Source organism: Lachnoclostridium sp. An131, assembly GCF_002160825.1.
Taxonomy (GTDB): domain Bacteria; phylum Bacillota; class Clostridia; order Lachnospirales; family Lachnospiraceae; genus Laedolimicola.
Window position 1 is genome coordinate 165150 of the sequence record NZ_NFLI01000004.1, and the last position, 13010, is coordinate 178159.

Annotated in this window: 9 protein-coding genes and 1 tRNA gene; 3 read left to right on the forward strand and 7 right to left on the reverse strand. The window is 46.6% G+C overall.

What is annotated here, in order from left to right:
* Positions 1-46 precede the first annotated feature (46 nt).
* Positions 47-3202 (reverse strand): isoleucine--tRNA ligase, encoded by a 3156-nt coding sequence (gene ileS, locus B5E77_RS04655; protein ID WP_087164209.1) that lies wholly within the window; start codon positions 3200-3202, stop codon positions 47-49.
* Positions 3203-3795: 593 nt separating this feature from the next.
* On the opposite strand from ileS, the gene B5E77_RS04660 reads away from it, so the two are divergent.
* A complete protein-coding gene (locus B5E77_RS04660; protein ID WP_087164210.1) occupies positions 3796-5400 on the forward strand; it encodes a D-alanyl-D-alanine carboxypeptidase family protein in 1605 nt (534 codons plus the stop codon).
* An 86-nt stretch (positions 5401-5486) separates the two neighbouring features.
* Here the strand turns inward: B5E77_RS04660 and B5E77_RS04665 are convergent, their stop codons facing one another.
* Positions 5487-6152 carry a YkgJ family cysteine cluster protein gene (locus B5E77_RS04665; RefSeq protein ID WP_087164211.1) on the reverse strand — a complete coding sequence of 222 codons (666 nt, stop codon included), beginning with the start codon at positions 6150-6152 and terminating at the stop codon, positions 5487-5489.
* A 150-nt stretch (positions 6153-6302) separates the two neighbouring features.
* On the opposite strand from B5E77_RS04665, the gene B5E77_RS04670 reads away from it, so the two are divergent.
* A tRNA-Arg gene (locus tag B5E77_RS04670) sits at positions 6303-6376 on the forward strand.
* Positions 6377-6471: 95 nt separating this feature from the next.
* Here the strand turns inward: B5E77_RS04670 and B5E77_RS04675 are convergent.
* The 4 genes from B5E77_RS04675 to B5E77_RS04690 all read right to left on the reverse strand — a co-directional run bounded on the left by B5E77_RS04675 (position 6472) and on the right by B5E77_RS04690 (position 11220).
* Complete coding sequence (locus B5E77_RS04675; RefSeq protein WP_087164212.1) at positions 6472-7605, reverse strand: ATP-binding protein; 1134 nt, start codon at positions 7603-7605, stop codon at positions 6472-6474.
* Positions 7606-7754: 149 nt separating this feature from the next.
* Positions 7755-8804, reverse strand: a complete 1050-nt coding sequence (locus B5E77_RS04680) for a hypothetical protein (protein WP_087164213.1) — start codon at positions 8802-8804, stop codon at positions 7755-7757.
* A 335-nt stretch (positions 8805-9139) separates the two neighbouring features.
* Complete coding sequence (locus B5E77_RS04685; protein ID WP_087164214.1) at positions 9140-10126, reverse strand: Abi family protein; 987 nt, start codon at positions 10124-10126, stop codon at positions 9140-9142.
* A 191-nt stretch (positions 10127-10317) separates the two neighbouring features.
* Complete coding sequence (locus tag B5E77_RS04690; protein ID WP_087164215.1) at positions 10318-11220, reverse strand: AI-2E family transporter; 903 nt, start codon at positions 11218-11220, stop codon at positions 10318-10320.
* A 152-nt stretch (positions 11221-11372) separates the two neighbouring features.
* Between B5E77_RS04690 and B5E77_RS04695 the strand changes: the two genes are divergently transcribed.
* Complete coding sequence (locus tag B5E77_RS04695) at positions 11373-11912, forward strand: TetR/AcrR family transcriptional regulator C-terminal domain-containing protein (protein WP_087164216.1); 540 nt, start codon at positions 11373-11375, stop codon at positions 11910-11912.
* A gap of 22 nt (positions 11913-11934) precedes the next feature.
* Here the strand turns inward: B5E77_RS04695 and B5E77_RS04700 are convergent, their stop codons facing one another.
* Positions 11935-12975, reverse strand: coding sequence for a hypothetical protein (locus B5E77_RS04700; protein WP_087164217.1), 1041 nt, complete (start codon positions 12973-12975; stop codon positions 11935-11937).
* Positions 12976-13010 lie beyond the last annotated feature (35 nt).

Genomic DNA, 13010 nt, shown 5'->3' on the forward strand with positions numbered 1-13010 from the left:
TTTCCTCCTCGTCTGCCATTTTGAGTGTTCCGCGCAGGCGTGCCTGTTATGCACGCTCTACGCCAAGGGTTACGTCTTCCCCGTTAATATTCCAGTCTTTCACATAGCCAGTCGTCTCATCTGTCTTTACTTCCACAGCCAGGACCTCCGACTGAATCTCTTCTTTATGATCCTGCAGGATCTTTTCAATCTTTCCATTTCCGCTGCAGGAAAGAATAATTTTGTCGGTTACCTGGAAATCTGCCTCTTTCCGCATGGTCTGCACCTTGCTGATGATCTCGCGCACAAAGCCTTCCTCGATCAGCTCCGGCGTCAGCTTTGTATCCAGAACAACGGTGATCTCATTATCTCCGTCTGATACATAGCCTTCCGTCTGTGCCATGTCGATCAGCAGATCCTCTTCTGATAATACCACAGTGGTGCCATTTACGTCAAATGTAAGGTTTCCATTTTTTTTCAGCTCGTCCATGGCGCTGTTGCCGTCCATAGAGGAAAGATGCTCACGGATGCCGTTCAGGAACTTGCCGTACTTCGGTCCTACCGTCTTAAGCTGCGGCTTAAAGCTGTAGGTGGTAAACGCGCGCACGTCGTCTGTAAACTCCACGGCCTTCACATTCAGCTCGTCCCGGATAATATCGCAGTAATAGCCGGCAAGCGAGGAGGGCGCCTTCACGTACATCTGCGCGATAGGCTGACGGTTCTTGATGTTGGCGGCGTTCCGGCAGGCACGTCCTGTCACGACGATGCGCAGAACCTCATCCATATTTCTTTCCAGCTCCAGATCGATCCATTCCTTCTTTACCTCCGGGAAATCGCACAGATGGATGCTTTCCGGAGCGTTCTTATCAATGCTGCGCACCAGGTTCTGGTAGATGCTCTCTGTCATAAACGGAATCATCGGCGCCGCCGCCTTGCTGATGGTGACCAGAGAAGTGTACAGGGTCATGTACGCATTGATCTTATCCTGCTCCATTCCCTTCGCCCAGAAACGCTCGCGGCTGCGGCGCACATACCAGTTGCTCATATCGTCCACGAACTCCTGCAGGGCTCTTGCGGCCTCCGGAATCTTATAATTTTCCAGATCGCTGTCCACCTCGCCGACTACCGTGTTCAGCTTGGAGAGCAGCCATTTATCCATGACGTTCAGAGAATCGTAATTCAGCTCATATTTTGTCGCGTCAAAATTGTCAATGTTCGCATACAGTACAAAGAATGCATAGGTATTCCACAGAGTACCCATGAACTTGCGCTGTCCCTCCGTCACGGCCTTTCCGTGGAAACGGTTCGGCAGCCAGGGAGCGCTGTTGACATAGAAATACCAGCGGATTGCGTCCGCGCCGTAGGTCGCAAGTGCGTCAAAGGGATCTACTGCATTTCCCTTGGATTTGCTCATCTTCTGTCCGTTCTCATCCTGCACATGGCCCAGCACGATTACATTCTCATAAGGTGACTTGTTAAACAGCAGCGTAGATTCCGCAATCAGGGAATAGAACCAGCCTCTTGTCTGATCAACCGCCTCAGAAATGAACTGGGCCGGGAACTGCTGCTCGAACAGATCCTGATTCTCAAACGGATAGTGATGCTGTGCGAACGGCATGGCTCCGGAATCAAACCAGCAGTCAATTACCTCCGGCACGCGGTGCATATCCTTTCCGCACTTCGGGCATTTGATCGTGATCTCGTCAATATACGGACGGTGGAGCTCCACGGTCTTCGCCTTCTCATCGCCGCTCATCTCGTAAAGCTCTTCACGGCTTCCGATAGAATGCTGATGGCCGCATTCGGAGCACTCCCAGATATTTAAAGGAGTTCCCCAGTAACGGTTCCGGCTGATGCCCCAGTCCTGAATGTTCTCAAGCCAGTCTCCGAAGCGTCCCTTGCCGATGCTCTCCGGAATCCAGTTAACTGTGTTGTTGTTGCGGATCAGATCCTCCTTCACAGCTGTCATCTTGATAAACCAGGATTCCCGCGCATAGTAGATCAGCGGGGTGTCGCAGCGCCAGCAGAACGGATAGTCATGCTCGAACTTCGGCGCAGAGAACAGCTTTCCTTCCTGATCCAGATCCTTCAGGATCTCCGGATCCGCTTTTTTCACAAAGAGCCCCGCGTAAGGAGTCTCCTCTGTCATATTTCCTTTTCCATCCACAAACTGTACGAAGGGTAGCTCATATTTTCTGCCGACACGGGCGTCATCCTCACCGAAGGCCGGAGCGATATGAACGATTCCGGTACCGTCTGACATGGAAACATAGCCGTCGCAGACTACATAGAAGCCCTTCTTGTGCTGCTTCTCGGCAGATGCTCCCGCGCAGGCAAAAAGCGGCTCATATTCCTTATACTCCAGCTCCTTTCCTTTATAGGTCTCCAGGATCTCGTATGCCGGTTTTCCTTCCTCAGCCAGCTCTCCCAGCACCTTGTCAAGCAGAGCTTCCGCCATGTAGTACACATAGCCGTCCGCAGCCTTTACCTTTACATAGGTATCCTCCGGGTTCACACAGAGGCCCACGTTGGAGGGCAGCGTCCAGGGTGTCGTGGTCCATGCCAGGAAATAGGCGTTCTCGCCCTTCACCTGAAAGCGGACGATGGCAGAGCGCTCCTTTACAGCCTTATAGCCCTGGGCCACCTCATGGCTGGACAGAGGCGTGCCGCAGCGCGGGCAGTAGGGAACGATCTTGAAGCCTTTGTAGAGAAGCCCTTTCTTCCAGATCTCCTTCAGCGCCCACCACTCGGACTCGATGTAATCGTCATGATAGGTGACATAGGGGTTGTCCATATCCGCCCAGAAGCCGACAGTGCTGGAGAAATCCTCCCACATCCCCTTGTATTTCCACACGCTTTCCTTACATTTTTTGATAAATGGATCCAAACCGTATTCCTCGATCTGCTCCTTTCCATCCAGGCCAAGCTCCTTTTCCACTTCCAGCTCTACCGGAAGTCCATGGGTATCCCAGCCGGCCTTTCTCGGAACATAGTATCCCTTCATGGTGCGGTAACGGGGAATCATATCCTTGATGACACGGGTCAGTACATGGCCGATATGGGGTTTTCCATTCGCCGTAGGCGGCCCGTCGTAGAAGGTATAGGTCTCTCCTTCCTTGCGGTGTTCCATGCTTTTCTCAAAAATGTGGTTTTCTTTCCAGAATGTTTCCACATCCTTTTCGCGTTCTACGAAATTCAGATTTGTTGATACTTTGTCGTACATAATAACCTCCTTATAGAATATGCATCCTTGCGGAGTACTGTCTCCAGGATGATAAAAAGGCTTCCGTCCTGTAACAGGACGGAAGCCTTAGACTTTCGTTATACCACCTAATTACAGCATGCAGACACATGCGTCTCCCTGTAACGGGGGAAATCCGTCGGTACCTAAGAAGCAGCCTGCCTTTCGGAAGCCCTTCCTTCAGTCCGCAGCTCAGAAGTGATTTTCGTAAAAACCGTACTCGCACCGGGCTTCCACCATCCCCGGCTCTCTTGGCCTTTCCAGATTTTTCTACTCTCTTCGTCTCTGCCTTTTCATCATTCGGGCATATCTGCCAAACGTCCCTAGTATACCCTGTTTTTGCGGGCTTTGTCAACCTTCCGCAGCTTTTTTCATGATTTTTCTTAAGGAAATGTGAACTTTTTTGATTTACCCTTGCGTATCAAAGGGAAATGACATATACTTTATTTGATAAATATTACAAAATTGTTTCATTCTACGAAATTTCAGATAAAACACCTGATGAAGCTTAAGGCTTCCGCAGCGTGTCAATTTACTGTACACAGGATTACATTTTCTGAAGGAGCTAATTCAAAATGAAGTTTTCACATAAATTCTGGGCAGGGGCGATCGCCCTGTCTGTTCTTGGTACACTCTGTTTCCACCCCATCACGGCTGAAGCCAGAAGAATGACCGCAGCGGAGCAGGCCGCAGCAGAGGCGCTCGAGCAGGAACGCCAGGCCGCCTATAATAAGGCCATTGACTCCAATTCCATAGAAAACTGGCCCCAGGGCCCGCAGATCTATGCGGAATCCGCCATTGTCATGGAGGCCTCCACAGGAACCATCCTTTACAATAAGGATATGGATATGGTCACCTATCCGGCCAGCATTACCAAGATCATGACGGCGCTTGTCACCCTGGAGCACTGCTCTCTGGATGAGGTTGTGACGTATTCCTACTACGCGACTCATTCGATCGAGGCCGGAAGCAGCAGCATCGGCACGACAGAGGGCGAAGAGCTGACTGTGGAAGAATCTCTCTACGCCCTGCTTCTGGAATCTGCCAATGAGTGCGGAAACGGCCTGGCTGAGCACATAGCAGGCTCCATAGATGCCTTTGTGGAAATGATGAATGAAGAAGCGGCGGCGCTTGGCTGCACCAACACTCACTTCAACAATCCCCACGGCCTCCCCGACGAAAACCATTATACAACAGCCCATGATATGGCTCTTATCACGCAGGCCGCCCTGCAGTATGAGGATTTTGCCCGGATTTCCGGCACAGACCGCTACCAGATGCGGGCTACCAACAAGGATGACGAAATCACCTACATGACAAATCATCATAAAATGATTGCTTCCAACGGCGGAGACACCCGCTTCCTGGACGACACCGTAATCGCCGGAAAGACAGGCTATACGTCCGTCGCCAAAAATACCCTTGTCACAGTGGCGGAGCGCGGAGGAATGACGCTGATTGTCGTCACCATGAAGACAGATAACACTGCAGAATCCGGAATACCTCTTTACACGGACACGGCCCTGCTTCTGGACTATGCCTCAGAAAATTTCAGTAAGGTCAATGTGGCTGAAAATGAAACCAAGTTTTCTGTGTCAAAGACAAACAGCTTTTTCGCAGGAAGCTCCATTTTCGGACAGACGATGCCGCTGATCAGTATCAATCCCGACGACAGCATCATTCTCCCGAATAATGCAGCCTTTACCGATGCTTCCCCGGAGCTGGCCTTCGCAGATGACAGCACAGATTCCGATATTATCGCAACCCTGTCCTACACCTACCAGGGACAGCCTGTAGGCTCAGCCTCCATCATGAGAGAAGAGGCCAATATCCAGGAATTTACCTTTGACCGGGAGATCACTTCGGAAGAAGACGCTGAGGCTGTGACTGCCCTTAGCACAGGCGTACAGCAAAAACGTTTCATCAAGATCAATGTACGGCTCATTCTGATTTTTGCGGCAATCATAGCAGTGGTCTTCCTGCTGTACCGGCTAATCCGCCATCTGATGAAAAGCTTCCATTTTTCTCTGGGCTTTTCATCCAGGCGCAGCCATTACAGATATACCCGCTCACGCCGGCGTGGACGCTTTTCGCTGAAAAGGAAAAACAGGAGCCCCGGCGCCAGATACCACAGAACTCCTAAAAACAGAGGGTCCTCTCTGGATGACATTGATCTTTAAAAGGAATGATTGGAACAGAAAACTCCGGTTTTCAAAAGCGGGCCGCGGCAGGAACTCCTGCCGCGGCCCGTGTTTTACTCTCTGTTCTAAACCTTCAGGATACTTTTTGCTTCCTCCAGCCTCTCATGAAACTGCTCATAGAAATCCCTGTCCAAATCCCATGGCTTCTGATAAAAGCTTTTCAGAATATACAGGCTGACCGTCTTCTGATATTCCCCGCTGTCCGCCGCCCGAAGACTGGCAGTAAGATCCTTTAAAAAGTAATGCCAGTCAATAATAAATTTCTCATTCTTCTTCACGTCCGGCGTATCGATCCACTTCTGTACCCTCACCTTCAGCTTGGGCTCCTTTTTGCATTCATGCACCTGAAGAAAATACTGAAAGCTCCGGTTCTCATAATAGCGTCCAAGCGGAAAGATTCGGCACAGCCCCGGCCGCAGCGCATGGACGCTGCAGCGGCCTTTCTCATCCAGAAAACCGCAGCGCTCGCTCTCTCCCTCCGTCTTCATATTCGGAAGAATGATTCCCTCCTGCACGTTCAGCTCCAGCTTGTCCTGAAGAAGCTCGTCAAATGAGATTTGCAGACCGGTAGTCAGCCGCCAGACATCGTAAGGATCCAGAATAATGGTACTTCCCATGCTCTCACAGCAGTCAGAACAGCCCTGGCAGCCGCCGCAGTCTGCCTTTACCATATCCCGCAGACCGTACAGCCGTCCGTCAGAGACTTCTTTCATATCAATCTCTCGTTCCATTTTCTTAAGCTCCTCCCGCGTTTTCACCCTTCAAATCGATCCCGGAGGCTTTGCCCCGGCCTCCAAATCATTTAAAATTACCCTTGTCGGATTTTTTATTTTATGGTACACTCTTTACTGGAAGTTCGTCAAGAACGACTTTGTATCTTTGTTTCCGTAGCTCAGCAGGATAGAGCGACCGCCTCCTAAGCGGTAGGTCGGGTGTTCGAATCACCTCGGGAACGTGAAGAAAAACGGAAACTTTTAAAGGTTTCCGTTTTTTATTTATATGAAATATTTTATCAGGGCAGATAAGATAAATTCCTTTTTGCCAGATCATTTAAAAAGTTTGCAGCAGCCAGTCCGCTATATCGTAGATCTCAATGCCTTCATAGCTGTATTTCGGATGTTTTGTCCGGGCAATGATCATTTTGGGATAAGCGTCTCGAATCTGAAGCAGCGGCGAACATTCTCTTACAAGAGTTTCCTGGCCTGAGATATTATCACTAACCTGAATATAAATTTTTTCGCTTCCTTTCTGCGCTACAAAATCAATTTCCTTCTGATACAGCTTTCCCACATATACATCATATCCCCGGCGAAGCAGTTCAATGCAGACTATGTTTTCGTATACTCTGCCATAGTCCATATTTCTGCTGCCGAGAACCGCGTACCGGATACCTGTATCGCAAAGATAGAATTTCTCTGTACTCTCCAGATACTTTTTTCCACGGATATCATAACGCTTGATATCGTAAAAAACAAAGGCATTGCACAGATATTTGATATATCTGCCCACTGTCACATGATTCGTCGCTGTATTGCCCGCCGTCAGTATCTGACTGACTTTATTTGGAGATGTCAGATTACTGATATTGTCCATCAAAAATTCACTCAGCCGCTGTAAAACCAGTGTATCCGGAAGAGAATATTTCTGTACAAGATCTCTTGTAACAATCGTTTCATAAACCTCTTTAATATAATTTGTCCTGTCTTTCTCCGTCTTGTAGGGATAAGATCCTGCCAGGCCTCCCTGAACCGTATACATGTCAAACATCTTATCCTTATCCTCTACATTCTCATAATACTGGCAGTATTCCGCAAAGCTGAATGGGAACACATGAATCTCGATATATCTCCCGGTAAAAAGCGTAGCCAGATCGGCACTCAGCAAAAAGGCATTAGAACCGGTCATATAAATGTCATATTTTCCTTTAGAGTGCAGCGCATGATATTCCTTGATTTCTTCATACGCCAAATCCATAAAATCAATGAAGATGATGTTAACATCTTTGAAATGATTTTTCAGGTAATCCATATAGGCCTGCATCAGTTTTGACTTGCCTGAGCGGCGAATCCCCGTAATAATTTTAATATCCGGAGTCCCGTTCAGTTCGATTATCCTGTTCAGATACTTTGTCCTTGTGATTGTTTTCATATATCCACTCACTTTCAAAATCATAATTATTTTCATTTTTCGAAACCAGACAAGACACACCGCCTCCTAAGCGGCAGGCTGTGCGTTCGAATCACCTCGGGAACGTGGGAAAAGCCGAAGGCCTGATTTTACAGGAAAATCTGACCTTCGGCTTTTTTGATCTCACATTTATTTTTCTATATTTACTAAATATAATCTGTCTTCCTGCTGGCAGCATAATTTCTGCTGTCTTCTTCACATGATTGGAAATAGTACACCATATCCTCAAAGGTGTCCTCTCCATCTGCAGAAACATAATTTTCAAACTCTTCCTTCCAGACAACGGCATCCCGAAAAACAGGTGAGTTTTTGTACTGCTCTCCGCACATCTCGTAAAGATCCACGCTGACATTCTGAAATGCGTGGCGGCATTCGTGAAGTATCGTCTCCAGAGAGGATTCCGCAGGCCCTGTCTGCAGATACTCTTCGTCAATCGCAATACTGCGCTCCCAGTGGTTGTATGCCCCTGTCACATCTCCTTCCAAATCTCTTGCAGAAACTGTAATCATATAAGGAATTCCCAGCTCGACACATTCGATATTCGCCACTGTCTGCAGGGTCTTCAGACGTTCCTTCTCGTTCAGATTCACCCACATGTCTTCCTGAAGCGTCAGTATGACAGCGCTCTGCTGGCTTATGGTCCATTCGTTATCCTCTGAAAAGTACACGGTTGAAGCCTCTCTCACCTCTTCAGGGTCCGGTTTTTGGATAAAACCCAGCATCGGGAAAATAAGCAGCCCTGACAGGGTCAGAGCGGCCAGAACTCTGACTGATAAATATGCGTTTCTCAGCCGAAGCCTTCTGGCTTTTTTCCCGTTTCCCGTTTTTTTCCGCGTTTTAAAATATAAGAAAAGATACAGGACAGCTATGATAATCGTTCCGGCCAAAAATCCTCTGACGAAGACCGGCCACACATCAAAGTATGCAATCACGGTGTAAATTTCAATCGGCAGCAGAACATTGGCAGCCAACTGAAATTTCGTGCGGTTTCTATCCATTGTGAGCACCGCTCCGGCGCCGTAAAATACCGTTAAAAAGACGATTAAAATATTCGCCGACATATCCGTGTCCAGCAGCAGAGGGCCAAGCTTCAGATTAATAAACATACTGCCCATATACCATCTGATGATAATCATTGCCAGCAGCCAGGTCATGAAGCAAAATTTTCCAAAACTGTATTCATTTGTACTCCGCATGCTATACACATCCCCCTCTTTTGCTGTGATATTGCTAAAATAATATTACTATTTATTTTCTTTGACTTCAATCCTGTAATTACAAATCTGAGATAACGTATAATTAAGGACCTGTTGACACAACCTCTGAAAAATAAAAATAAAAAGACCGGGAATTTCCTGATATAGAAGATCCCCGGTCCTCTGATAAAATGCAAAAAATAGAACGCCGCCGCAGCGCCGTTCTTACAAAAACAATATCTGTTTTTATGATTCTGACTTAATTATATGCACCTAAAATTAAAAAGTCAACATATTTCAGCAAAAATATATTTACATTTTTTCCTAAATATGGTTTAAAATTTGTCAAATATAGACCTGTTAATTTTACACACAAATTCATAGTTGCTTTTTATTAATTCATTTTTACAAAAAAATCCTCTTTTTTGCAACATCCTGTCAAAAAACAACTCCTTTAATTCCTGAACTCTATGATACTTAACTTTATCTGATACAACTATATTATATGTATAAAGTAAAGCCACAAACTCAAGCATTGGACGGCAGGAAAGCTTTTTCTGCCTCTGCTTCGTACTGATAGAAGATATTTTTGCCACAGCCTGACTGATCTCTGCAGGAGCCTGAGAGGTTCCATGAGCCAAATCAGCCAAAATACAATTATTATGTGCTGCTCCGTTTCTCAAACTTTTAACAAGATTTATCACTGGCGATGAAATCTTCGGAAATGATCGTGTTGAATAATAAAATTCATAAAATTTTATAAAATCTCCAAACGTAAGCATCTCCAACAATACCCAGGCAGGACAATCATTATATGCAACAATTTTATTTTCTTTTTTTCCTTTTTGATTGTTGTACACCCGCTGAATAGTAAAATATTTATGAATCAGATCACTTGTAAACGGCGAGGCGCTTGTAGCTTCCAGCTTTCCTACAATATAAAAATTTTGGCTCAAAAATGTATTTACAATATCATATCCATCCGTTGTTGGATCTGTTTCAATATTTTTCAGCATTCGTACCTTGAGATCATGTTCAATATCCAAACACATTTTTGAAATTAAAAAACGCAAATGCATATCTATAGTAGAAAGCTCTTGTAAAAACGAAAAATCAAGATCAATATATTTTCCTTTATTTGTACCATTATTATATTTTTGATAATTTTTTCGATACGCAGCTGTTCGTAAATAATTATTTTTATCCGTAAGATACTCGGCAGCTTTTTCTTCTGTAATATATTTAAAAGTAATTCCCTTTTTCTTCATTTTATCAACAAGCTGTACTGCCGTAAGTTTTGGTTTATCCACAATATTTGACATAAAATGCCCCCTCATCCACCATAACGCCATAACTTTTCTTCAATTTTAATTCCTGTCTTAAGGAAAATCAATACTTCTTTTTCCAGTTCTTTAACATGGAATTAAATCCTTCCTTAAATGCAAAAAACCGGAAAGCTCCAGTAAATTCGGAACTTTCCGGCTTTTTGATATTCCAAAACATAATCTGTTCTCTACTCCCTCATCCTTCTCTCCCGCTTCTCCGTCGCCTCCCGCAGCAGCGAGTAAAAGGCAGACATGGTCGGCACTCCCAGCAGCATTCCGAGAGGACCTGCCAGGCTTCCGCCGATCGTGATGGCCGCCAGCACCCACATAGCAGGAAGATTTACCTTCGCGCCCACCACCTTGGGATAAATCACGTTGCCTTCCACCTGCTGAAGCACTACCAGGAAAATGACAAATATGACAGCCTTAAAGGGCTTTACCGTAAAAATAAGGAGAGCGCCCACCAGTCCGGCGATAAAGGCGCCCACATAGGGAATCAGGGCTGTGACGCCTACCAGCGCGCCGATCATGGGCGCATAGGGAAGCCGCAGAATCAGCATGCCGAGGGTGCACAGGGTTCCGAGGATCACGGCTTCTGTGGTCTGTCCGGAGATAAAAAGCTGAAAGGTATTCCCGCAGACAGATACCACATGGGTGATCCAGGAGCCGATTCTCCGGGGAATCCACACGCGGATCAGGCGGCTGACCTGCCGGATCAGTTTCTCCTTATTTGCGAGAATATAGATGGAAAACACAAAACCGATTCCCAGATCCACCAGGGAAGAGGCTGCGTTTCCCACCGCGTTTCCGGCCTGGTTCATGATAGAGCTTCCAAGCTGGGACAGCCAGCTCTCCAGGCTGTCTCCCAGCTCCGTCCAGTTGATATCGATCTGGGCCAGATACTCTCCAAAAGGGAGCTGTGAGAAATCCATGCTGTTTTCCAGCGTGGCCATCTGATCCAGCAGCCACAGGGCCGCGCCCGCTATGTCGGATATGTACCGCACACCAAGAAAAATCAGAATGCAGGACGCCGCAATGCCTATGATCCATTTCGCCAGCTGTCTCCATTTTGTCTCATCGTCTAAAAACATACTTACTCCTTCCTGCTTCGCCTTCTTATAAAATTCCAGTGTATTCCATTTTTGGACAAAGGATAAAAATTGTCCAAAAGGATTTTTGGGAAACTCGTTGAATTTTAAAATCCGCTTTGCTAGAATAGTCTACAATAATGAGGTGAGGTAACGTGGCAGATTCCAATATAACGAAGCGTGCTCTGGCAGAGGCCCTGAAAGAACTAATGGAGGAAAAGAGTTTTTCCAAAATCAGCGTCGCCGATATCTGTGGAAAATGCAATATGAACCGCAAGAGCTTCTATTATCATTTCAAAGACAAATACGATCTGGTCAACTGGATATTTGACACAGAATTTATCTCCGTAATGAGCAGGAAGGCTCCTCCTTCCTTCAGTACCATGGATTTAATAGAAGCGCTCTGCGTATATTTCTATAAAAACCGCAGCTTTTACCAGAAAACACTCAGCGTTCAGGGGCAAAATTCTTTTTCCGATCATTTTCATGAGCTGCTGTCCGCCTTTTTCCAGTCCCGTCTGCGAGAGCAGACAGGAGCAGACAAGGTCACGGACTTTCAGGTAAATTTCTTTTCCGACGCGGCCGTCAGCGCCTTTCAGCGCTGGATTCTTGACAAAAGCGATATGACGCCGGAGGATTTTATGACACAGCTTACTATCTGTATTCAGTGTATCGTCGAATACGAAAATTTCTGAAATCTGCTGTATGGTTCCGGTCTCAGCCTGTGAGAGACGCCATACCGTTTTTTGTCTTCGGAAACGCCTGCTTCAGTATGTCCGCAAGGGGCTGCCGGAATATATTATATTCCTTCTGCAGCTCTCTCCCATATGCGTGAAACAGATATCCTCCCGCGTTAAATGCCGCCCCGCAGGAATCCTCTGAAATGATGCCGTCTATAAAACGGCTGTCATTTACGATATCCCAGAGAACCGTCGAGTTCCGCTGCTCCTTCCTCAGCCGGATGATTTTCTGATACACGGCTTTCCGCACCTTCTCCTCACAGTCTTCATCGCCCAGGAAGCCCGTAAATACTGGATGGAGGACTTCTATTTTCTCCAAAATTTCCTCCTTAAAGATATTATCCGCGTCCGCTTCTTCATAGATATAAACCACCGAATAAAGGAATTTTCGGAAACGCAGAAGACGGCAGGCATCTTCCACTCCTTCCTCATACCGCACCGCAAACATGAGGTTTAACATATCTTCCGCCTTGTCCAGCATGGCGCCGGTAACTTCATCCGGACTGCAGTATATGACAAAAGCACATTCCGGATATTTTCTGGCAAGCGCAAGTATTTTTTCCGTGCCTCCGGGAGCATACAGCATCCATGTATAGATTCCCAGCCTTTTCCCCTGTTCCAGTACACGGAGGTACTCTTTTTCATTCTTTTCATATTCTTTTCCGGAAATAATCAGGCTGATGGACCAGGGAATATTAAACTGCTCCTTTTTTTCCAGCGCGCGGATCCTTTTCGCTCCGGCCGTACAGCTGTTATAGCCCAGATTGATTCCGAAATTGATAATTTTTTCCGTATCTACATGGACGGCCATATCCGGGATCAGCCTGTAATAAGCGCTGTTCTCATCCCGGAGCATGGACTGAGCTGTCTCAAAAAAACGGCTCTGGAACCGCCCCTCCGAAAAATTCAATGCCATATCAATCAGGTTCCGGGTGCTTCTTTTCGGAGAATCCCGGATATCCCGGATCGCCTTTCTTACGATTGTCTCTATCAGAATCTGAGGAAATACAGCGCTCATATGAAAAAACCTTCTTTCTCATGTTTCCATATTCC